At 37.1% G+C, this 22727-nt stretch carries 21 protein-coding genes; 6 read left to right on the forward strand and 15 right to left on the reverse strand.

Annotated elements, in window-relative coordinates; all coding sequences use genetic code 11:
- Positions 1-27: 27 nt before the first annotated feature.
- The 7 genes from glmU to ACWZFG_RS09940 all read right to left on the reverse strand — a co-directional run bounded on the left by glmU (position 28) and on the right by ACWZFG_RS09940 (position 8335).
- A complete protein-coding gene (glmU, locus tag ACWZFG_RS09910) occupies positions 28-1395 on the reverse strand; it encodes a bifunctional UDP-N-acetylglucosamine diphosphorylase/glucosamine-1-phosphate N-acetyltransferase GlmU (RefSeq protein ID WP_177503629.1) in 1368 nt (455 codons plus the stop codon).
- 307 nt (positions 1396-1702) lie between these two features.
- Positions 1703-2461, reverse strand: coding sequence for an NTP transferase domain-containing protein (locus tag ACWZFG_RS09915; protein ID WP_455577561.1), 759 nt, complete (start codon positions 2459-2461; stop codon positions 1703-1705).
- A gap of 53 nt (positions 2462-2514) precedes the next feature.
- Entirely contained in the window at positions 2515-3213 is a 699-nt protein-coding gene (locus tag ACWZFG_RS09920) for a GntR family transcriptional regulator (protein WP_147667174.1), read from the reverse strand.
- Positions 3214-3224: 11 nt separating this feature from the next.
- Positions 3225-4088: a 4-(cytidine 5'-diphospho)-2-C-methyl-D-erythritol kinase gene (gene ispE, locus ACWZFG_RS09925; protein WP_177503623.1), complete on the reverse strand. Its 864-nt coding sequence runs from the start codon at positions 4086-4088 to the stop codon at positions 3225-3227.
- A 6-nt stretch (positions 4089-4094) separates the two neighbouring features.
- Positions 4095-4550, reverse strand: a complete 456-nt coding sequence (locus ACWZFG_RS09930) for a chemotaxis protein CheW (protein ID WP_177503621.1) — start codon at positions 4548-4550, stop codon at positions 4095-4097.
- Positions 4551-4773: 223 nt separating this feature from the next.
- The gene (cphA, locus tag ACWZFG_RS09935) at positions 4774-7452 is read right to left on the reverse strand and encodes a cyanophycin synthetase (RefSeq protein WP_455577562.1); all 2679 of its coding nucleotides are present in this window, start codon (positions 7450-7452) and stop codon (positions 4774-4776) included.
- A gap of 73 nt (positions 7453-7525) precedes the next feature.
- A complete protein-coding gene (locus tag ACWZFG_RS09940) occupies positions 7526-8335 on the reverse strand; it encodes a cyanophycinase (protein ID WP_177503618.1) in 810 nt (269 codons plus the stop codon).
- Between the two features lie 354 nt (positions 8336-8689).
- Here ACWZFG_RS09940 and ACWZFG_RS09945 point away from each other — a divergent pair, with 354 nt between their 5' ends.
- Positions 8690-9058 (forward strand): L,D-transpeptidase, encoded by a 369-nt coding sequence (locus tag ACWZFG_RS09945; protein WP_147667184.1) that lies wholly within the window; start codon positions 8690-8692, stop codon positions 9056-9058.
- On the opposite strand, the gene ACWZFG_RS09950 is transcribed toward ACWZFG_RS09945, so the two are convergent.
- From ACWZFG_RS09950 to ACWZFG_RS09970, 5 genes are all read right to left on the reverse strand, one after another.
- Positions 9011-9808, reverse strand: coding sequence for a HipA family kinase (locus ACWZFG_RS09950; RefSeq protein ID WP_177503616.1), 798 nt, complete (start codon positions 9806-9808; stop codon positions 9011-9013). The two genes, ACWZFG_RS09945 and ACWZFG_RS09950, sit on opposite strands and share 48 nt — an antisense overlap.
- Before the next feature lie 108 nt (positions 9809-9916).
- Positions 9917-12040 (reverse strand): ATP-binding protein, encoded by a 2124-nt coding sequence (locus tag ACWZFG_RS09955; protein WP_455577563.1) that lies wholly within the window; start codon positions 12038-12040, stop codon positions 9917-9919.
- A gap of 159 nt (positions 12041-12199) precedes the next feature.
- Positions 12200-13156: an SPOCS domain-containing protein gene (locus tag ACWZFG_RS09960; protein WP_455577564.1), complete on the reverse strand. Its 957-nt coding sequence runs from the start codon at positions 13154-13156 to the stop codon at positions 12200-12202.
- Positions 13157-13186: 30 nt separating this feature from the next.
- Positions 13187-13999, reverse strand: coding sequence for a DUF3794 domain-containing protein (locus ACWZFG_RS09965; RefSeq protein ID WP_455577565.1), 813 nt, complete (start codon positions 13997-13999; stop codon positions 13187-13189).
- A 307-nt stretch (positions 14000-14306) separates the two neighbouring features.
- The gene (locus ACWZFG_RS09970; RefSeq protein WP_455577566.1) at positions 14307-14984 is read right to left on the reverse strand and encodes a 4Fe-4S binding protein; all 678 of its coding nucleotides are present in this window, start codon (positions 14982-14984) and stop codon (positions 14307-14309) included.
- Positions 14985-15283: 299 nt separating this feature from the next.
- On the opposite strand from ACWZFG_RS09970, the gene ACWZFG_RS09975 reads away from it, so the two are divergent.
- Positions 15284-15706 carry a universal stress protein gene (locus ACWZFG_RS09975; RefSeq protein ID WP_455577567.1) on the forward strand — a complete coding sequence of 141 codons (423 nt, stop codon included), beginning with the start codon at positions 15284-15286 and terminating at the stop codon, positions 15704-15706.
- 30 nt (positions 15707-15736) lie between these two features.
- Positions 15737-16666 carry a malate dehydrogenase gene (locus ACWZFG_RS09980; protein ID WP_455577568.1) on the forward strand — a complete coding sequence of 310 codons (930 nt, stop codon included), beginning with the start codon at positions 15737-15739 and terminating at the stop codon, positions 16664-16666.
- 137 nt (positions 16667-16803) lie between these two features.
- On the opposite strand, the gene rarD is transcribed toward ACWZFG_RS09980, so the two are convergent.
- On the reverse strand, positions 16804-17736 hold the full coding sequence (gene rarD / locus ACWZFG_RS09985) for an EamA family transporter RarD (RefSeq protein WP_455577569.1): 933 nt from the start codon (positions 17734-17736) through the stop codon (positions 16804-16806).
- Positions 17737-17939: 203 nt separating this feature from the next.
- Here rarD and ACWZFG_RS09990 point away from each other — a divergent pair, with 203 nt between their 5' ends.
- Positions 17940-18398, forward strand: a complete 459-nt coding sequence (locus tag ACWZFG_RS09990; protein WP_177503606.1) for a low molecular weight protein-tyrosine-phosphatase — start codon at positions 17940-17942, stop codon at positions 18396-18398.
- A 148-nt stretch (positions 18399-18546) separates the two neighbouring features.
- Here ACWZFG_RS09990 and yabG read toward each other — a convergent pair whose 3' ends face one another.
- A complete protein-coding gene (gene yabG, locus ACWZFG_RS09995) occupies positions 18547-19422 on the reverse strand; it encodes a sporulation peptidase YabG (protein ID WP_147667197.1) in 876 nt (291 codons plus the stop codon).
- Positions 19423-19566: 144 nt separating this feature from the next.
- On the opposite strand from yabG, the gene ACWZFG_RS10000 reads away from it, so the two are divergent.
- Positions 19567-20355 carry a glycosyltransferase family 2 protein gene (locus ACWZFG_RS10000; protein WP_147667199.1) on the forward strand — a complete coding sequence of 263 codons (789 nt, stop codon included), beginning with the start codon at positions 19567-19569 and terminating at the stop codon, positions 20353-20355.
- Between the two features lie 55 nt (positions 20356-20410).
- Here ACWZFG_RS10000 and ACWZFG_RS10005 read toward each other — a convergent pair whose 3' ends face one another.
- Positions 20411-21790: an NAD(P)-dependent oxidoreductase gene (locus ACWZFG_RS10005; RefSeq protein ID WP_147667201.1), complete on the reverse strand. Its 1380-nt coding sequence runs from the start codon at positions 21788-21790 to the stop codon at positions 20411-20413.
- A 216-nt stretch (positions 21791-22006) separates the two neighbouring features.
- On the opposite strand from ACWZFG_RS10005, the gene ACWZFG_RS10010 reads away from it, so the two are divergent.
- The gene (locus ACWZFG_RS10010) at positions 22007-22714 is read left to right on the forward strand and encodes a tetratricopeptide repeat protein (protein ID WP_177503602.1); all 708 of its coding nucleotides are present in this window, start codon (positions 22007-22009) and stop codon (positions 22712-22714) included.
- Positions 22715-22727: the final 13 nt, after the last annotated feature.

The following is a 22727-nucleotide window of genomic DNA, read 5'->3' on the forward strand; positions in this document are numbered from 1 at the left end:
ACATCCTCCAAAGTTTATATGTTTAAATTATTTTTTTCGTTTGTCATGCCAACCTTCAATATTCGTTTGGCGCGCTCTTCCTATCCCGAGTGCAGCAGAAGGTACATTTTTCGTTATCGTCGAACCTGCACCAACGTATGCCCCTTTTCCTATCGTAACTGGAGCCACTAAATTCGAATTACAGCCGACAAAAGCATCATCTTCTATCGTTGTACGGGATTTAGTCTTTCCATCATAATTTACCGTAATCGTTCCGCATCCCATATTTACGCCACTGCCTACATCAGAATCACCAATATAGCTTAAATGTGGTAATTTGGAACCACTTCCTATTATCGAATTTTTCACTTCGACAAAGTTTCCGACCTTTACGTTTTCACATAATTTTGTTTTTGGACGCAAATGCACATAAGGGCCAACAATCGCACCTGATCCTACTTCACATTCATGCGCATAAGCAAAATGCATAGTTACACCGTCACCAATTGTCGTATCTGTCAACCTAGTATTTGGCCCAATTTCGCAGTTTTCTCCGATAACCGTATTGCCTTCAAGCCAAGTAAATGGATAAATAATCGTATCTTTACCCACGACTACGTCAGTATCAATAAACGTACTTGATGGATCCATAATCGTAACACCATTTTCCATTAATTCCACAGCTTTGCGCTCGCGTAATATACGTTCCGCATTTGCAAGCTGTACCCTTGAATTGATACCAAGCGTTTGCTCATAATCATCAGCCGTAACTGCCCATACTTTTTCTTTCTGGTCGTTTAAAATAGAAAATACATCTGTCAGGTAATATTCGCCTTGTGCATTGTTGCAATTTAATTTCGCTAACGCACCGAATAAAGCTTCTCTATCAAAGCAGTAAATTCCTGAATTCACTTCATCCACTAACAACTCTTCAAAATTTGCATCTTTTTGTTCAACAATTTTGCTAACAGAACCATCCGCTAAGCGTATAACGCGACCATATCCAGTCGCATCTGGCATTTTCGCAGTTAATACTGTGGCCTTTGCTCCAGCTTTTTGATGCTCTTCATATAGTCTTTTAAGTAAACTACCTTTAAGTAATGGCGTATCTCCACAAAGTACCATTACTGTCCCATCAAAGTCTTTTAATACTTCCTGCGCCTGCATTACTGCATGGCCAGTACCTAATTGCTCAGCTTGTTCTACAAATTCTGCTTGATTGCCAATTGTAGATTTTACTACATCACCACCAAAACCAACAACAACAATATTACGTGTCGCTCCCGCTTGGTTTGCCGCATCTAAAACTTTTTCGAGCATTGCTTTGCCGCCAACTTTGTGTAAGACCTTTGGCAATTTGGATTTCATCCGTGTTCCTTTGCCTGCTGCCAAAACAACAGTTAACAGACCTGCCATAGTATCCCTCCAAATCTAAACTTTCCGTATACCGACTAAAAATAATTAAAGACTCTATGTTAGGCAAAAACATCCCAAAGCACTAGAGTCATCCGTTCACCAACTCTACCTTTCGACATATTCTTCCGTTTTCCTGCTCTATCTGAGCAAAACATAAAGCCCCATCCAAATTATCACGAAGTACAATGTATACAAAATATTTCCCTTTCTTATTGTAGAAAGCATCGACATTCTTTGCAATACTTTCTATGAAAAATTTGTCTTTTTCGTCAAAAAAGTAAAAAAGTACTGCAGATGCAGCACTCTATCAATTTTTCATAAGTGACTGAAAATATTCATTTGCTACTTGTAAATCAGTTGTCTTGTCAACATCCATACCAATTTCTGCATAATTAGAGTGGATGACTGCTCCGTCAATTCCTGTAAGCTCTAAAAAATGCTGTTCAATTTTTGTCAGAGTCAATTTGCCGATAATAAATTTAAGCAAAAATATTACACCAAATTTTTTCGCTAATCGCCATGGCTTCTTTCGATCCTCTACCATTTTATTGGCAAGATCTATGCATTTATCAATAACTTTAGGATTTACTAAAAATATATTTCCTCCAGTAAAAGTTCCATCTATAATTTTGACAAATGTGCGTTGACATCTTGGAAATTTAGCTTTACAACATGATTTTTCGATAATTGGATAATAAAAGTCACGATTCATGGATTCACATTGCATTAAAAAATCATCAATCGCTTCTGCTGTTAAAAAAGGAATATCCGTTGTAACAATCAGCACTTTGCGATTACCACTTAATGATGCAATGCCATTTCGTACACTCTCCATAATCGTGCAACCATTCGAAACAAAATTAACTTTACCAGACAATTGCGTTTTTGACAAGACCTCAACTGCCCCAACAACAAAAATCTCGTCAATTTTTTCACTTTTTTTCAAAGCATCGACAACAAAATAAAGCATAGGGCGACCACCTATGTTTAGTAAAGCCTCATATTCACCGTTTCCGATTCCTGCGCCTTTACTCTTTCCGCCTGCTAAAACAATAGCATCGTACATAGTAAACCTCCTATGCTTATCTACCTATGTATAAAATTCTTATGAATCCTATTTTACTTATTTACAATTTCCTCTTTATTTATACCTTCCATATTTTGCAGTAAAATATGTTCAGAATTTTCCATATGTTCTACAGCCAATCTTTGGGCAAGCTCTACATTTCCCTGCGCGATTGCTTCCACTAAACGGCTATGCTCTTCCAATGTTTTCTTTAAACGGCCTGGATATGACATCGATGCTGAGCGGAACCTTGTCAATTGTTCACGTAAATTAAAAATAATCCCGACCAAGCGTGTATTGCGACTCGCCTGATATAACAAATCATGAAATTCAGTATCAGCAGCAACAATTTTTTCAATATCATCTTGTTCAATATATTCGCTAATCATTACCAATAAACGTTCTAATTTTTCCAATTCTTCAGCAGTAATTCGTTCAGCTGCAAGTCCACTTGCCAAGGCATCCAGTGTAGTTCTGATTTCAAAAACCTCATTAATGTCACGAATAGAAAGATTTGCTACATATGTGCCACGTCTCGGCAACATAATTACATAACCTTCCAGCTCCAATTTTCTAATCGCTTCACGCACTGGCGTGCGGCTTACACCGAGCTCATCGGCAAGTTGAATCTCCATTAATCGTTCTCCAGGCTTCAGCACCCCGCCCCGTATTGCTTCCCTTAAAGTTTCACAGACCACTTCACGAAGTGGTTGATAGCTATCTAATTTTATTGGTGCCAATTTTCGTTGCATTTTCTCTTCCCTCAATTCTCCGAAACAGTTTTTGTTAAAATCACCTGTACATTGTCTATATCCGATAATTTTTCTACTATGTATTCAGCTTTTTCTTCATCATCCACCAATCCAAATACAGTTGGGCCACTACCACTCATCAAGCTTGCTAATGCACCATGTTTGCACATTAAACGTTTTAAATGAGCAATTTCATTATGGGCAGGAATCGTTACACTTTCTAATACGTTACAAAGATGCTTACAAATCCCTTCTAAATCACCATTTTTAAGCGCTGCAATCACTGCATCTGTATCTGGCCATTCCTCAACATTATCCGCTTTAAAATTCTGATATGCCCATGCCGTAGAAACGCTCGCTTGAGGCTTAGCTAAAATAACAAAGCATTCTGGCATAGTAGGAAGCTTTTCAAGAATTTCACCTCTGCCTTTAGCGAGCATTGTCCCCCCTTGAATACAAAACGGCACATCAGAACCGATTTGCTCCCCTAGCGCACAAAGATCCGGTGCTTTTAATCCCAAATTCCACATTTCATTTAATGCAACAAGTACTGCGGCGGCATCAGTACTTCCACCAGCGAGTCCCGCTGCAATTGGAATCCGTTTAGTTAAATCAATATATAGCCCTTTATCTAGCTTAAAGGTTTCCATCACAAGCGCTGCTGCTTTATATGCTAAGTTACGCTCTGCGCTCGGTAGTCCAGGAATATTGCTAATCACTTGAATACCGGCTTCTTTTTCTTGCTCACGAAAAGTTAAAACATCCGATAATTCTACCGACTGCATAATCATCATCACATCATGATAATTATCCTGCCTTTTTCCTAAAATATCAAGACTTAAATTAATCTTCGCTCGTGCGTCGATTCTTATCATTCCCCATCACCCATCTACTTTTTTTAAATCTTTTACCTCATCTTGCGTCAAAACTTTATCAATGTCTAATAAAGTAATCAGCCTTAAATTATATTTGCAAATCCCAGTAATATATGTCGTGTCTAATCTAGCTGCTGCCGGCGGCAAGTCTATATCATCCATTGGAGCACGAATCACCTCATCTACGCAATCAACAATGATACCAGCCATCTGCTGATTTATATCCACGATGATAATTCGGCTTTCATCAGTAGCCGGTTGAATTGATAAGTTAAAGCGAGGTCGTAAGTCAACGATGGGAATAATCTCCCCCCGCAAATTTATAATTCCTTCCATAAATAGCGGGGCATTGGGCATTTTTGTTATTGGAAGTAACTTAATTATACTTTTAACCTTTGTAATCGGCAATGCATACTCTTCTTTAGCAAAACGAAATACGGTAACTTGTAATTCTGTGCTCATTTTATGGCCTCCACTTCTATGTAATATAAAAGGAATAGAATAAATTAGACTCGATTCAATTCACTTCAACTGAATCTTAGTCATACTTATCCAAGGACTTATCCGATCTTCACTCATGAAAAATGAGAGCTTACGCGCGGATAAATCATCAGATAAAAATATCTATACTTAGCCATTTTATTCTACATAGAAGTTATTTTTGCCTGCATAAACCGATAAAATTTTAAATCGTTTTCCTTTTTACATTATGTTTCTCTTTTTCTATTGCTAAAACTTCATATTTTCCTTCCATTTTTGATTCTTTTTCTTCTTCAAATCGTTTTTTCATTTGCATAACCGTCTTCATCACTACATCGTATAATTCATAGAACACAACGATAAAATCATCTTTTTGCGCATGGTTTAACGCTAATTCTACAGCTTGACGCTCATCTAAAATCACCTTGATTTTTTCTGCTGCAACGCCTGCATTTACTACACCTTTTTTTAAAAGTTCTGCTGTCTCACCACGGTTTCTACCTCTTAAATCACTATCTTCTTTGATATATATTTCATCAAATCCAAGTCCTGCAACTCTACCCAATTCCACAATGCTGCTATCTTGCCGATCGCCAGGAGCCGCAATTACACCGATGATTCTACCTTTGCCCAATTTACGCGCAGTAGCAATCAGTGCTTTATATCCGTCCATATTATGGCCATAATCTACACAGACAGAAAAATCACGAATCTGGATAACCATTAATCTTCCATTGTTTTGCGCAAAGTTTCTTAGCCCTTTTCTAATATATTGATCATTAATTCCATATGCATGAGCTGCCGCTGCTGCAATTAAAGCATTCTGTACATTGTGCAACGCTTTTCCATACATAGTAACGGGGATATCACTAATTGCAACTAATTCTTTCATCTTATCCCCATGTGCTGCATAAATTTTGTCATCTTTGATAAAGACACATTTGCCACCAATCCCTAAATGCCGTTTTATCCATTTATTTTCCGCTTGTATGCTTGTATATACAATAGGGGCACACACCCTAGATGTAAAATACTCGGCAAATGTATCATCCGCATTGATAATTGCTGCACCATTTTTGTCCACCACTTCCAAGATAAGCGATTTAATATATGCTAAATCCTCTAAGCTCTCTATTCCATCCTGCCCCAAATGATCTTCACTAATATTTGTAATAATACCAACATCACAACGATCAAAACCAAGCCCTGCCCGCACTATGCCACCTCTGGCAGTTTCTAATACCGCAGCGGAAACCTTTTTGTTCGCTAAAATCATTTTCGCACTGTCAGGTCCACTACAATCCCCTTTGAACATACATTCATTATTGAAAAAAATCCCCTCTGTATTTGACATACCAACTGCAAACCCCGCCTGTTGATAAATACTACTAAGCATACGCGTAACTGTTGTCTTTCCATTCGTTCCCGTGATTGCAGTAATCGGAATTCTTCCCGTTTGTTCATATGGATAAAGATATTCAATGATTGCACCACCTACATCTTGAGGTTGTCCAGCACTTGGATAATGATGCATACGAATTCCCGGCGCTGCATTCACTTCAATAAACGCACCATTGCCACTTCCTAAAGGCTTTGTAATATCTTTTGCAATAATATCAAATCCTGCAATATCTAATCCGACAATCTGTGCTGCATACTCTGCAAGTTTGGCAGTCTCTTCATGAACTCCCTTCGTAACATCGACAGCAGTTCCTCCTGTACTTAAATTTGCAGTAGCTCGAATTTGAACAACACGCTTTGCTTCTGGAACTAAGTGTGGCGTTAATTTTTGTTTTTCCAATACTGCTAATGCGACCTCATCAATCACAATTTTACTTAATGGTTTATCATGTCCATCACCACGTAATGGATTACTGTTGATAATTCTGACAAGTTCTTCTACCGTATGTTTTCCATCACCAATCACATAAGCAGGAATCCTTTCTGACGCAGCTACCATCTTTCCATCTACAACACAAATACGATATTGCCTGCCTACGATATATTCTTCAATCAATATATATTCATCATAAGCGGCCGCAATACGAAAAGCTTCCCTAATATCTTTTTCATTCTCTACTTCTACTGTAACCCCGCGTCCATGACTTCCAGTAAGAGGTTTAACTACAACTTTTCCTCCAAAATGATGAAATGCTTTCACTGCTTCTTCTTCTTGCTCAACGATTTCATTTCTAGGTACAGGGACATTATGCCTAGAAAGAAGTTGTGTCGTTAAATATTTATTTGATACTAAATCAGCAGCGACAAGACTCGTTTTTTCTGTAACTGTCGACCAGACTTTTTGCCGATGAATCCCTTGCCCTAGCTCTAATAAATCCTCTTCAAAAAACCTTTGAACTGGAATATTTCTTTGCTTTGCTGCCTGATAAATTGTTTGCGCACTAGGTCCTAACTGCACTGCCTGCCAGACCTTTTGCACTTTTAACAATTTCGTTTTCAAATCATACGGTTGTTTGAAAATCACAGCATTTAACAGCTCTTCACTAATCTTCGCACAACGTCTTGCTACGCTTTCATAATAAAACGCCACAATCACGTCATAGATATTATCCTGCTTCGTTACACGCGCCTTACCATAAGAGACATCGTCTCCGCACTCATTTTGCAACTCTAATACAATATGTTCAAAAATATGTGCTAAATAAGTACCTTCATATAAGCGTTTTACAAATCCGCCTTTTTCCCCTAATGCACATTGATGGTCATTTAGATTGGGTAAAAACTCCAATAATCGCTCATTAAAACCATCAATCTGGCAGCTTGATACATCTGTAAATTTACCTAAATCAACTTTACACCATAAAACTGGATGATGGCTAAATACATTAGGCCCTGTTAACGCTTTTATCTCAACGATTTTCACAATAATCCTCCTAAAATTGTTTAAAACATTCTCCAAATTCTTAGGTAGTATGGCAAAACCAATAACGGCAGCCTTATCTATCTTTCTCATAAGGAATTCGGGTACAAAGGTCAAACCCGAATCCATATGGTAATATGTGCAATTTCACATTTGTAATTGCCAATGCTTCAAATCGACTGGATTCTGAAATATTCGAATGAAGAATTGCTCTGCCATCAACAATTGTCACCGTCTGCGATCCAATCACACTGCATTTATTTCCTTTAACTAAAAGTGCAGTATCTTCATCAATACCAATCCCTAAAACATTGGGATTTTGTGCAACGATTGCAAGCAAACGGTTAATTCTTCCCCGCTGAGCAAAATGCTGGTCAATGACTACACACTCCAAAAGCCCCATTCCTTGGGCTAATGAAATCGATGATTTTTTCGGCGTTTCACTCGAATCTCCGCCAACAATCATAATCTGACTCATCACCGATGCCCCAGCACTAGTTCCCGCGATCACAGCCCCCCGTTTAAAGCCAGCAACAATTTCTTGATTTACAGTTGATCCGCCGAGAATGCTCGTTAAACGCAGTTGATCTCCACCTGTGAAAAATATCCCCGTATATTCTGCAAATGAATGTCCGATTTGCTTTTCACTTGCTTGCAAACGATCAGCAATATGAATGATATCCACCTGCTCAGCACCAAGTTGATTAAAAATCGTTTGATATTCACGGCCAACTTCTTCTGGCAGTTCCGTGGCAGTAGTTAAGATAGCGATTCTAGCCTTCCTTTCTCCTGCAAGCTCAACAAACTTTTTTAAAATAGTACAATCGCCAGCTTTGTCTTCATTACCGCCAATAATTAGCAATACTCCTTCATTTTGACTATGCATAATATCCTCCGAATCCATACCTTAGAATAAACAAAGTTGTTTCAGTAAGAAGTTTAACAGCTACTGAAACTGACGAAGAATCCAAAACTTTACACGCTCTTACATCTTCAAAAAACAAAATACTAAAACACATCAAACATTGGATAACCCCGGTTCTATTCATATAATCCAAGAGCTCACGGCATCTCTACTTTATTTTAATAACAAAAAAGTAAAAATACGGTTAACCATTGGATGAAACTTCATCTTCTATAGTATTTTCCAAGAAAGCACGCTTTATATACATTTATTTTCAAAAACACATTCATCTATTTGTTATCATAAGATATATTAAAACCAAAAGGAGCGATTCATATGGCAAAAAAAAAGGTCGCATCAAGAATTGCAAAAAATCCAAAAATTATTATCATAAAAAACGAGCGTACATTGACGCTCTATAGTAATAATTCACAAATTCTTCAATATCCAATTGCAATAGGTAAGCCATCTACACAGACTCCTGTTGGCAACTACCTTATTGCAAATAAAATTACAAATCCCGGCGGAAATTTAGGCACTCGTTGGATGGGGCTAAATTATGATGCCTATGGTATACATGGCACCAATCAACCTTGGTTAATCGGCAAAATGGTTTCTAATGGCTGCATAAGAATGCACAACCATAACGTAGAACAATTATTTGAGTTCATTGAGCTCGGTACTCCCGTGTACATTCGGGATTGATGCAATAATTTTTCCCGTGATGTCTTCAACTATATCTCTGCGGCATTTGATAAAGTGACCAATTGCCGCTTTATCTTTTTCCTGCATCCCCCACTCCTCCGGAATTTTGCAGATAAATTCTTCAATTTCTTCATCTTTTATCGATTTAATTTTGTTCATATATTCTGTAAAATCCTCTTTTTTTAAATCGTGTTTTAATAATGAACCGAACGCCCGCCTCTTATTCAGTTTAAATTGATGGACTAAAGTCGGTAATTTTTCTGTCAACCATCTGCCGCTGCCAAACAAATGTGAATTGTCAATCGCATACATTTGATAGCCAGCTTCTACCTTAGAAATCAAAATATTTTTTCCATTCAATGTTCTATCCTCATTTAGCATAAAATGGTCAAATAAAATCACTCCAGCAAATTCCGGTTTATTGATTACGTATGGCATATGATAATAATGTACATATTTTGTCTTTTTTAAATACCGACTGGCAAAATGAATGCCAGCTTTCATTTTTATATGCAACCGCCGATTTTGCGAAATAAACTCCTCGCTTAACTCTATACAATCACTAAAAGGGAAAGGTAAATTTAACTTCTTCCCCATCCATGCTGCAATATATTCATTTACTAACACTTTCGTTCCCAAGCGATTATTTTTCATTTTTACAACATAAATATATCCATCATCCGCTTTTATTAAACTGGGAGATGTAACACCTACACCAACCCGCCCCATATACATATCTGCTTTTAGCATCTGCATTCCCCCTCAACTGCCTTCCTAACACTATATGAAAAGAAAGAAAAATTCATCACACAAAAACAGCGCCTAAGCTTTATCCAGCCTAGGCGCTGTTTTATCCTTTTATTGTTTTTCAATATACCTCAAAACCATCTTTTTAAATTCAACCGCACTAAATGGCTTTAAAAGACAGTCATCAATCCCTTTACCTTTTTTTACCAACTCATGATCTATAAGCGTTGCCGTCAATGCAACAATTGGATAGCTTCCTTTTAATTTCTCACGAATATACTGGGCAGCATCATATCCATTCATTTTAGGCATATGAATATCCATTAAAATCAAATCATAATAATCCACTTCATGATTTTTACACATTTCAATTGCTTGCTGACCATCTTGCGCCCATTCATATTGAATTCCTAACTCAGCAAGTAACATCCCTGCAATTTCCGCATTAATATCATTATCCTCTACCAATAAGACATGTGCTGGCTTCGGTTCTTTAACTAAAATCTCTGAATGAGTTTCACAATCCAGCTCTTCCTTATTTTGCCTCTTTTCTAATCTAACCGTAAATCTAAAGTCAGAACCACTTCCCAACTCACTTTCCACCCAAATATTCCCATTCATAAGTTTAACAAAACAGTTGCAAATACTAAGACCTAATCCCGTCCCTTCATATACCTTGGTTATTGCTTCTTCTACTTGCTCAAAAGGAAGAAATAACCTGCGCTTATTGTCCTGCGCAATCCCAATTCCCGTATCCTTTACACTAAATAAAAACTCAATATCCGTAGAATTTTCCGATAACTTTTTCACTGAGAGTTCAATGCTTCCTACCTCTGTAAACTTATATGCATTATTTACAATATTCACAATAATCTGCAGTAACCGCTGCTTGTCCCCCAAAACGACCATATCTTCTTCGATATGATTTACAATCTTCCATTCCAAATTTTTCGCATGTATACGAGAAGAAAAGATATCATCTATCATTTGGACCACTTCACGAATGGTAAACTTTTGCTTATGTAATTTTAATTTACCCTCACGTATCTTTGATAGATCTAAGATATCATTGATAATTCCCAGTAATAGCGTCGTGGAGATTTCTATCTTTTGAATATAATTGCTCTGTTCCCTTGTCAATTCCGTTTTCTTTAAGAAATATGTCATTCCTACAATTACATTCATCGGCGTTCGAATTTCATGTGAAAAATTTGCAATAAATTCATCCTTAACTTTCAATTGAGAATTAGACTCTTTTAATCGTTTTTTTGCAATACTCGCAAAATATTTTTCTTCCATATAACGCTTATTAAAAAAATAAAAATAAGTAATCGCAAGTATTACAAACAAAATTAAGGCAAACCCTACAGCAGTTGTCATAAGGAGTACTTTATTTGCCTTTTGCATCACCTTTTCAACTGGCGAAATAATCAAAATACACCACCCATTCGTATTTTTGATTGGTGCAATTCCAGTTATTTTATCTATTTCACTTGCAACATATTCTCCTGAGCCGGCCTTTCCAGAATGAATTAAATCATAAAGCTTTTCATATTGCTCACGATTCGTTTTTTCATATATTTCCGTAAAAAAATTCATATTATTTTTTATTTTTTCACTATCATTAGCAATAATCATTCCATTTTTCTCTAAAATTAAAGTTTCCTTATTTTCTCCATTACAAATATCCATAACTAAATCAATTAATTTTTCCGTTTTATCCGTGCCAAAAACAACGCCTACAAATCTGTCATCTTCATATATTGGCGAAGCAAAAACCACAATATTTTTTTCTTCGCCAAAGTTATCCACAATACTATCAGAAATATTTGATTTACCATCTTTCGCTCTTTGAAAATATACTTGATTTCCAATATAAGACATTTGACCATCATCTAAAACCGCATTTCCATCTTCATCACTAATACCGATGTGAACAAATCCAGCATTACCAAATTCCTGCGTAATCTCAGCAATTTTTTGATTCAAATTCATCTTTGAATCTTTGTTAATCTCTAAATCTGAAATCGATCTTAAAATCTCTAATCGTCCAGTCATTTTATTATCAACTGCAACTGCACTATGCTCTGCTACCTCCGTTAAAGATTCCTCGATTTCATCTAGCAATAAGTTTTGGATACTTTTTATGAAAAATGAGCCCATCAATAGCATTGCAACTAAAATACCACTTATCACAGTAATATATTCTACTCGTCTGCGTTTCGTTACGGCCATCGTATTTCTCCAATACTACAAATTTCTTTTTCTTATTCTACCACGTATATTTCATACTGAAAATAATAAGCAGGTGTTGTAAAATAAAATTTTACAACACCTGCTTCCGATTTATCCAGAGTCTGATGCCCCCTATTTTTCTTACCAAGCCGGCTTTATTTATACATTCACAAACCAGCTCGCAATCCAACCTGTAGTCTCTCCACCATCCATCACAACTTTGTACCATCCAAAAGCCTGTTCTTTTACCTTTAACTCATCGCCTTTATTAAGCTTCTTAATGGATGGATAATTTGTTCCCGGACCCGTGCGTAGATTTACCCGATTTGCGGTAACCGTTCCTTCCATTCCACTTACAGATTGCGATGTTCCTGCTTCCGGCTGAATTGGCTCTACATTTTGTACAAATGGAGGCAATGGAGGCTGCATCTGACAACATTCACTACCCGCACTTTGATTTGCAGTACTGCTCGATTGCGCTAAATCAGCGGCCGACGCCATATTACTCGCACTCATTGAAGCGCTCGTACTCGTCGTTGTGCAATCTTCGTCTAAAGATGATAGCACCTTTACATCCATTTGCGTAACCGTTGTTACTCGCGTCCAGAATTTCAAAACAAGTGTCACATGAACTTTACGCGGTTCACATTCGTTAAAATCATAATCAATATATTCCACATTACAGTCTGCAGTGGCCTGCATTCCCGGCATTGCACCTTCAACATCAATATCACGAGTAAATTTAATATGCTTTTTCTCAAAAGCATGCACTGGTTCGTTTGGGAGATCCGCCACATACATGACTTTCACTTCCAACTCACCTCGTACAATAACTTTATTGCATATTACATCAACACTGCTGATTTTTACGTCTTTTACATACACATCAACAACCTGATGAATATCAGGTTTCTGGCTTGGCACGATCATATCGCCTTCCACTACTTTTTGACGCATTTCTGCTGCAAGCACCTGTTCTACTTCTATTTTTTCCATCCCGCCTTGCTCAACATTCTCACCCGTAGTTTCGCCAGTCTGCGACGTCATTATCCCTACAGCCGTAGCAAAAGTAGCCGTAGTTGTTGACCCTTGCCCCTTCCTAATATTATCGTCCATTTTTCCCCCTCCTTTCTCCATAAGTCAATCTTATCCTTTTGGTCTATTTGGTAATTCTGGTTGCGTTACAGTTCCCGCATTAATTTGAACTTCGCGATCCACAATAACTTTTGCTACCACTTTAAGTACTACCGATACATCAAACTCACGACAAGACATTTCAGTGGATGGACCTGGGAATGGAACTTTCACTTGACAAGGATCCACACATGGTGGTTTTGGTGGTTGGCATGGATTCATTGGCGGACACGGATTCATTGGCGGACACGGATTCATCGGCGGTTTTGGCGGCTTGCACATATGGTCACAAGGTGGTTTTGGTTTATGAGGTGGTTTTAATGGCATGCATAGTGAATCACAGCTATCTTTGCAGCAACTATCTGCACAACTATCGTCACAACCATGATATTTATATTTATACGCACGTGTCATCATTGGCACATCATAATCTACAAATTCTATAACAACATTTGCATCTGCATCCATACCCTTTCTTGCCCCTGGAATATCAAGATCAACTGTCCATTTACAGTGTTTGAGTTCTACTGCATGCACAGGTTTATCTGGCAAGTTAGCAACATAAATTGCCTTTACCTCATACTCCCCTCTTACAATAACCTTATCCGTAATTACATCAACAGCATTTACTTCAACATTCTTTACAAAAACATCAACAATCTGTTCAACTGCCGGCTTTCCTTCTGGCAACCAAATACGAAGATCCATTGCTTTTTGTTTCTCTTTTTCACCAAGTACCTGCCGAACTACAATTGTTTGTGCACCTGCTCTGGTAGCATCTATTAAAGAATCCGGCATATAATGGCGTTTTTTTTCATCGTTCACTCAGCTTCACCCCTTTTAGCTTTTCTATTTATATATATGTGAAAAGCTAAAATTATGTGAAAAAAATGATGTTCGTACAAGAAAATTTTTTCCAATACTTACATCATCTTTTTATTCTCTGACTAGCGGCGTCATCTATCGAAAGAAGCAATTCACACGAAATCAAAGATTTTGCTTCTCTGCTTATAATACCCCCGCCTCTTTAGGCGGCAGTAAAGACCCCGTAATCCTATGGATTACATACCTAATTTCAGTGGAAATCAAAACTGCTAATGAAACAGCCATGTTTATCTCTTCTTATTTATATTCACTCAATAAAAGATTTGTTACATGCAAAGTCAAGTGCATTTTTATTTTCCCTTGCAAAATTTATTGCCTGCTTCGGACATTTTGCTATACAACGTCCGCATTTTAAACAATCTCGATTTCTTAATCCATCGCGATCACCTTTTGCTCGATAAACCTTAATTTCCAATGGGCATTCATTCGTACAAACTTTACACCCTACACACTCATCACTAACAAAAATCTTCTCAAAAGCATTTGACTTTGTTTTCTTTTTCGGCGAAACCCAATAAGACAAAGTTCCCATTGGACAAAAGCTGCACCATGTTCTAGGACGGTAAATGACTCCTAAGAGAATTCCAACAACGGTTGTAACAAAAACAATTCGCCAAAAAACTGCGCCCATTTGAGCTAAATCTCCCCACGCATTATACATTTGAAATCCAAATACCATAAAGATAAAAATTACCATAAAGATGCGAAACCATTGTCTACGAAATATAGCAGGAATCCTCTGGGTACGTGAAAACTTTCCAATCCATTTATCATAAAAGTTTCCCCGCGGGCAATAATGCCCGCACCAATAACGCCCACGCTTAACTGCCATGATAACTGGCCCCACCATACAAACCAACGCTAAGAATCCAATGATTGGATAAAAATATCCAACTACTAAAAATATCAATAAAATTTTATACATACTCACTCATCCTTAAAATAATCTTTTGCATTATCCTATCAAAATCACTGATAGATTACTGTGATTAAATCACTAACCCATGCAATCTTAAATTTAATAGTTATTTTCAACAAAAAAACAACCCTGTTTTTCTTTCATAAAATTGTTTCTAGTTGCCCATGATAGAGTAGATGAATATTGATATAAGCATCTGCCTATTCTTTTGATTAAATAAAACAATTTTACTTATATTCTACAAAAGGGTACTCTATAACTGTAAACAAAACATCTGTAAATTTTACAAGGAAGGAAGTCTTATCATGAAAAAAATACAACATATTCTCGTTCCAATCGATGGCTCCGAACACTCAATAAACGCGATTGAGCAGGCAATCAGCCTAGCTGAAAATCAATCAATCAAACTTTCCTTTTTATATGTTACAAATATTCAAAAGATCTCTGTAGATTCTTATTTACTAGATGAAATTTTAAAATCACATCATCACATGGGAGAAAACATTCTTAAAAATGCCAAAGAAAAAGTTCCTAGCGGAATTGATGCGAAAACATATTTAGAAGAAGGAACTCCATCTACAACAATTGTTAACTTTGCAAAGAAAAACAATGTTGATTTAATTATCATGGGAACGCGCGGATTAGGCAGCGTGCAAAGCGCATTGCTTGGAAGCGTCAGCCATGACGTTATCCATCACGCAACTTGTTCAGTTATGCTCTGTAAATAAGGCTAGTCAATCTAAAAAGGAGATGATTTTATGAAAATCAGTGTAATAGGTGCAGGAAACGTCGGTGCTACTGCTGCAAATGTGATTGCATTAAAAAAGTTTACCGATGAGTTGGTTCTATTAGATATTAAAGAAGGATTTGCCGAAGGTAAAATTATGGATATGATGCAAACTGCACATATGCTTAATATTAATACCAAAATGGTTGGAACTACAGGCGATTACGCCAAAACAGCACATTCCAATATCATCATTATCACTTCTGGATTAGCTAGAAAGCCAGGTATGACACGCGAAGAATTAATTGGTACAAATGCGAAAATCGTAAAAGGTGTTATGGATAAATGTTTAGAATATTCTTCTGATGCAATTTTTATTATCGTTTCAAATCCTGCAGATACTTTAACATATCTAGCACTAAAAGATAGTAAATTACCACACAATCGAGTGATTGGCATGAGCGGTGTGCTAGACAGTAACAGATTCATCTATTTCTTAAGTCAAAAAATCGGCTGTCCACCAACGGATGTAGATGGCATGGTCATAGGCGTTCATGGCGATCTTATGCTCCCTTTAACTCGTCTAGCTTCTTATAAAGGCATTCCTGTTACAGAATTATTAGACAACGCAACCTTAGAAAAAATCATTCACGAAACAAAAGTCGGCGGCGGAACACTAACTAAACTTCTCAGCACTTCTGCATGGTATGCACCCGGTGCAGCTGTCGCAATAATGGCGGAAGCTATTGCCTTAAACACAAGAAAATTATTACCTTGTATTGCTTATTTAGATGGCGAATATGGAGAAAAAGATGTATGTGCTGGTGTTCCTGTTATCTTAGGTGCAAGTGGAGCAGAAAAAATTGTAACTTTATCTTTAACTCTAGAAGAACGTGAAATGTTTGCCAAAAGCGTAGCTGCTGTACGTGAAACAAACGCCAAGCTAAGCAACTCATTATAATAGATATCTCACTTCTACTTAAAATAAAAACGCGACGAATTGTATTAAAAATTACAATTCGTCGCGTTTTGCATTTAAATTCTAATTATTTTCTTATGATAAAATAATTTCACATTTAAAGTTTTATAACACCATAATTACTCCTGAAGAACTGTTTTCTTTCTTTTTGGCTTACTCTGAGGTATTGCAAAACGTTCCGAAAGTGAGAAAATCACTAAAGCCGCCCAAATAAAGCTAAATGCAATCATATGTGTCCAGTTAAAAACCTCTTTAAATAAAAACACTCCGAGGAAAAGTGCAATTGTCGGACCAATATATTGTAAGAAGCCCAGGACATTTAGAGGTAAAAGATTTGCCCCCTGTGAAAAAAGAATTAACGGCGTTGCCGTGACTATCCCAGCACCAATTAAGAATAAAGTAAGTGCCCAATTCATACCACCAAAATGACTTTCACCGCTTAACCAAAGGTAACCTATATAAACTAAAGCTAGGGGCATTACCAATAAGGTTTCCAACGTAATACTCGTAATTGGATCCATCATCATTTTCTTTTTTAATGCCCCATAAATTGCAAAAGACACTGCCAAAATCACAGAAATCCAGGGTACTTGTCCAAACTGCCACGTCATAATCACAATCCCAATAAAAGCTAAAACGATACTAATTTTTTTCCCCAGAATCAGCTTCTCATGAAATATAACCATTCCCAATAAAACACTCATCAAGGGAGTGATATAATAACCTATACTTGTTTCAATAACATGATCGTGATTCACTGCCCAAATATAAGTCAGCCAATTTACACTAATCAGTAAAGAAGCACTTAATAATAACTGCTTCCGCTTTTTATCTTGCCAAATCTCTTTACAATCCATGACAAATTTCTTACCTCTGCGAAAAAGAAAAATAACTGCTAACATAAAAATAAATGACCAACAAATTCGATGCGCCAAAATTTCATAAGCAGAAGCATCCCGCAGTAACTTCCAATATATGGGCAATATTCCCCACATAAAGCACGCTCCAATGGCTGCCGCCATTCCTATTTGTCTATTTTTTTCTTCTTGCACCATTTACATCTCCCAAATATTACTTTATTGTAGACTTTTTATTATACCATAATAGATTAGTAAACGTTATTCATCTTTTCGCAAATTTCTATACAGCCCCCTCTGATATATGACTACACACTCTGCATTTCACTTATGTTATAATTAAGTCACATTTATGTAGGCTATGACTTATTTATAGGAACTTTTTTAGGGGGAACAAAATGAAAAAAATAATGTTTATCTGTCATGGGAATATTTGCCGTTCCCCAATGGCAGAATTCGTAATGAAGGACTTAGTAAAAAAGGCAGGCTGCGAAAGAGATTTTTTTATTGTGTCATCAGCAACTAGCCGAGAAGAAATCGGTAACAATATTCATATTGGCACACAGAAAAAACTTCGCCAAATGCAAATTCATTTTTCATCTAGACAAGCGGTGCAAGTGACAAAAAAAGATTATGCTATATATGATTACCTTATTGTTATGGATCAGCAAAACTTTAAAAATCTTGAACGAATTATCGGAAAGGATGTCCAGAATAAAGTTCATTTATTACTTTCTTTTGCAGGAGAAGAGCGTAGTATCGCTGATCCATGGTACACTGGAAATTTTGACCGTACCTATGAAGATGTTTTATGTGGATGTCAATCTCTACTCAAGCAGCTTCGCCAATTAAAGTAAGCAATTAATCTCAATATAAAAGTTTCACTTACGCTAAAACCTAACCGTTCTTATTTAAAACACAACTGTTTTGAAATTTTACAAGCAAATTATATACAAGATAAAATACGGCTTAAAATAGTTCATTTAACTATTTTAAGCCGTATTTTTAACCGTATGGGGTTTTCGGTAAACCTAGCCTAAATTTTCCTCTCGTTTCAATTCCGCCTACACCTTGCACGCCTGTTACTGAAGCTGTAATTGCATCACAAACATCCACCGTTCGATTAATTGGTGTAAATGCTACTTTCTCAGCAATGAATACTGGATCATATGCATGGATGAAAATACGAATCGGGGATGAAGCAAAATTCGCGCCTGCGGCTAAAATTGCCTCAAAATGCGATTGACACGCGCCAGCAAAAATAACTAAATCATCACGATTTGGTTCTACCATTCGCGCTTGCTTTACCGATTCTACAAAGTATGCTGAATGCCGATAATTTTTAATATCTTTTAAATCCTTTTTCCCTCCACCAATCAAGGCATCATGGCCAGTTAAAACTAAAATATCGGGGCGGTATTGCTCCACCAGTTTAGCAATATGCAATGGTTGCTTTACTTCTTCAATACACTTTCCAACAGCTTCCATATTTAATTGTTTATAAGTTTTTAAACACATCCTTAAGTATTCCTCATCGCCATCGATATGCAATACTCGCCCCGGAATCTCAAAAAAACTTACTTTTTTCTCTGATCCGCGGAAAAGAGAATTTTTTCTTCTCTCGCCTTTTCTTCTATCAAAAGCTCTTTCTAATCCTGATTGCTGAATTTTTTCCATATTTACAACTTCATTACGCAGATTTTCTGCACTAATTTGTTCTAAATCATGAATCGGTGCATCGGCAACCAGACGCATATGCATGCCTTTTAGTACACATTTATCTTTATCATTTTCATCACGATTAATATCTATTACTTTAAAAATAATATCTTTATCATGCGATTTTCTAACAACTAAATCCCCCACATTTATTACCGCCACACTCCGCACCCCCTCGTTACTACATTCTATGCAAAGGGCGAATCTTTGGTACTCATCATTTATATTCTTCCATTTGTAGCAACTGAGTTAACGTATCCATATACTGTTACGAGTCAGTTACTGTGATTAACGAGGTGAAATACTATGATTTGTGCCATTGTCCCAGCAAAAAATGAGTCTGGGCGAATTATGACAGTATTGCAAAATCTGGCATTACTGCCGATTGATCATATTATTCTCATTACAAACGGCTGTCGTGATTCTACCGTTTATCAATCTTTACAGCTAAGAATTCCTAAGCTTCAACTTATCTATTTTTATGAACCTCTTGGCATCGATGTTCCACGATCTATTGGTGCTAAAGTCGCTCAATCCTTAGGAAGCGATGTTGTTGTTTTTGTTGATGGTGACATGGTTGGCACGTTTGGGAAAAATTTAATAGAACTAATCGATGCAGTTTTAGTAGATAAAGTGGATATGGCATTAACGAATTGCTATCCATTGCCGCCTAGACATATTGAAAAATGCAATCCCACTTTTAAATGGCGCTCTCTTCTAAATCAGACATTAAATTTAGAAAATAAAATTCAATTATCCAATCCAGCACATGGTCCACATGCCATTTCAAAAAAACTACTAAATACAATATCTCTACAAGAATTTGCAATTCCACCAGTCACTCTATCCTTGGCAAAAATACACAATCTAAAAATAGCCATTGGCACAACAATCCCCCATTATATTCTTGGTTCATCTGTCAAAGGATCCGTCCATGCTAACAAGATTATTGATACAATCGTAGGTGATTGTATCGAAGCAATCACCGTCTACGAAGGAAAACCACGCAACCGCCAATGGCAAAATAAATCCTATGTTGGCTATCATGCTGAGCGCCGTTTTGATATTCTTGATGAATTTTTAACTCCCGTTTAAGTAAAATGACACAGGAGGAACAAACTTGTCCTTCCTGTGTCATTTTACTTTTTCATCAACGATCTTTTTCTATTTTCAAACCACATTCCTGCATAAGCTTTTTTGCTTCTACATATTGAGCAATTCCCATAGCTACTTTTTTTGCATCCTTCATCGCCCTCACTACAGTTGCCGGACCGTGCACTACGTCACCACCAGAAAAAACTCCATGTAGCGTTGTCATTCCATAAGGGCGCGATCTAGTTTTTACAAATCCCCCCTCATCTACTTCAATTCCTTTCGTCGTTGATATAATCCGAGCAGCCGGTCGTTGACCAATCGCAATCACAATCTTATCTGCCTTAATGAAATCATGCACACCCGTACCAGTTAATTTTGCATTTTCATCAAAATGCAAAATTTCACATTGCAATCCACGTACTTTAATTGAACCTAAAAATTTCGTTGGCTGGCGAAGTGATCTAAACTTTACGCCTTCCGCTTTTGCGGCTTCTACTTCTGACTCTAGTGCCGCCACTTTATCTTCTGCTTCACGACAAACTACAGTAACACTCGCAGCACCTTCACGTATTGCACTTCGCCCCGCATCCATCGCAACATTACCGGCTCCAATAATCACAACATCATCACCGGACTTTATCGGAACCTCACTTTGATCTACGCTTCCCTGTGTAGCCAAAGAAACCATTTGCAATAAATAAGTTGCCTCTAAAACGCCTACAAGATTCTTTCCATCAATATCTAACGACTTTGCAACTGAATTTCCCGTCGCAATGAATATTGCATCAAAATTTTGTGCAAAAATATCTTGCAACGTCAAATCTTGCCCGACCATAATATTATTAATAAACTCTACACCTAATCTACGAATTCTTTTTATTTCTCGCCTTACTACTTCCTTTGCCAAGCGGAATTCTGGGATTCCATACATTAAAACCCCACCAGGCTCTTCTTGAGCATCAAAAACTGTAATCTTATAACCTTTTTTCGCCAAATCACCGGCAACAGTAAGCCCAGCTGGTCCAGATCCAATAATCGCAACTTTACCTTTAGTATCTACAGGCTTAGGTGGTGGCGTTAGCTCGAAATCTGCATCCACGTCTGCAATAAAACGTTCCAACTTACCAATCTTAATACCTTCACCTTTTCGATTTAATATGCAAGCACCTTCACATTGCTTTTCGTGTGGACAAACTCTTCCGCACACTGCTGGCAAATTACTTCGCCTCGCGATTACAGCGCTGGCCTCGCCAATATTTCCATTTGCTAACTCCTTAATAAATTCAGGAATTTCATTTTCAATTGGACATCCAGTGCGACAGAGTGGTTTTGCACAGTTTAGACAGCGTTTTGCTTCATGAATTGCTTCTCTTAATGTAAATCCCCTTGGGTCGTGTGTTTCCATAATCTCATCTGAATAAAAATCACTATCCATACGATATTCCCCGCTTCCCAATACTATCATATCCATTGCGATGATTCTTAATCGCCGTTTAAACTATCTTTTTTATTATATCATTCTCTATATAAAAATACATCTTTTCCCAATAAGTTAAAAAATGAACTTATTTATCACTGACTAAACTTTACTTAACGAGATTTATTCTATATGATATAAAAATAAATCGAAAATATAGGAGTTGACCTATTTATGACAAATGAAGAATTTCATGAACTCGTTCATCTCGTAATTGACAGTCCTGCAAATCCACCACATTCACTATTTGACGGCGGAATGGATAACTGGCACGCAAGAGCGAGGCTTGCTCATTTTTTAGCAATGCCCCAATTTGATAAGCAAGCAACAGCGATAGAGCTATTTAAGTCTATTGTCGAAGCGGCAGTAGATGAGGAAAACCGAGAAGCAGTAGAAGAAAAAGCTTTTGCTCTACAACGCTTAAGTTCCTGTTTGCGCGAACAAAAAGATAAGCTGGATGACGCACTCTACTATATCAATATAGCAATTGAATTAGCCGAAAGCACGGATTTCCTTTATAAATACGTTCTGCGTGGTGAACTTTGGGCAGATCGCTGGATTACACTTCACCAAATGCAGCGTACAAATATAGCTTTAGCTGAAGCTGATGAAAAAATTGAAATATATGAATCTATTCCAGTTCATCAAAACAGTTATCTATATCATGCATATCGCTTCAAAGCTCAAATTGCGGCACATAGCTCTACAACTCTAATTATGAAAGACTATATGCATAAAGCCTTATCCTTTATGGAAATAAAAGAAGAATATAAAGAAGCTCTTGAAGTTGCTTTTTCCGCCGATCATGATAATGCACCTTGGATTTTAAGCGAAATTGATAAAGCAACCCCACCACTTGATTCTATTGCTTGGGATATATAAAAAGGACAGCGAT

Source organism: Anaerosinus sp., assembly GCF_965318445.1.

Coding starts and splice junctions, on each gene's coding strand:
- glmU (WP_177503629.1), bottom strand. CDS start 1,395: ATGGCAGGTCTGTTAACTGTTGTTTTGGCAGCAGGCAAAGGAACACGG.
- ACWZFG_RS09915 (WP_455577561.1), bottom strand. CDS start 2,461: ATGTACGATGCTATTGTTTTAGCAGGCGGAAAGAGTAAAGGCGCAGGA.
- ACWZFG_RS09920 (WP_147667174.1), bottom strand. CDS start 3,213: ATGCAACGAAAATTGGCACCAATAAAATTAGATAGCTATCAACCACTT.
- ispE (WP_177503623.1), bottom strand. CDS start 4,088: ATGATAAGAATCGACGCACGAGCGAAGATTAATTTAAGTCTTGATATT.
- ACWZFG_RS09930 (WP_177503621.1), bottom strand. CDS start 4,550: ATGAGCACAGAATTACAAGTTACCGTATTTCGTTTTGCTAAAGAAGAG.
- ACWZFG_RS09940 (WP_177503618.1), bottom strand. CDS start 8,335: ATGCATAGTCAAAATGAAGGAGTATTGCTAATTATTGGCGGTAATGAA.
- ACWZFG_RS09945 (WP_147667184.1), top strand. CDS start 8,690: ATGGCAAAAAAAAAGGTCGCATCAAGAATTGCAAAAAATCCAAAAATT.
- ACWZFG_RS09950 (WP_177503616.1), bottom strand. CDS start 9,808: ATGCTAAAAGCAGATATGTATATGGGGCGGGTTGGTGTAGGTGTTACA.
- ACWZFG_RS09955 (WP_455577563.1), bottom strand. CDS start 12,040: ATGGCCGTAACGAAACGCAGACGAGTAGAATATATTACTGTGATAAGT.
- ACWZFG_RS09960 (WP_455577564.1), bottom strand. CDS start 13,156: ATGGACGATAATATTAGGAAGGGGCAAGGGTCAACAACTACGGCTACT.
- ACWZFG_RS09970 (WP_455577566.1), bottom strand. CDS start 14,984: ATGTATAAAATTTTATTGATATTTTTAGTAGTTGGATATTTTTATCCA.
- ACWZFG_RS09975 (WP_455577567.1), top strand. CDS start 15,284: ATGAAAAAAATACAACATATTCTCGTTCCAATCGATGGCTCCGAACAC.
- ACWZFG_RS09980 (WP_455577568.1), top strand. CDS start 15,737: ATGAAAATCAGTGTAATAGGTGCAGGAAACGTCGGTGCTACTGCTGCA.
- ACWZFG_RS09990 (WP_177503606.1), top strand. CDS start 17,940: ATGAAAAAAATAATGTTTATCTGTCATGGGAATATTTGCCGTTCCCCA.
- ACWZFG_RS10000 (WP_147667199.1), top strand. CDS start 19,567: ATGATTTGTGCCATTGTCCCAGCAAAAAATGAGTCTGGGCGAATTATG.
- ACWZFG_RS10005 (WP_147667201.1), bottom strand. CDS start 21,790: ATGGATAGTGATTTTTATTCAGATGAGATTATGGAAACACACGACCCA.
- ACWZFG_RS10010 (WP_177503602.1), top strand. CDS start 22,007: ATGACAAATGAAGAATTTCATGAACTCGTTCATCTCGTAATTGACAGT.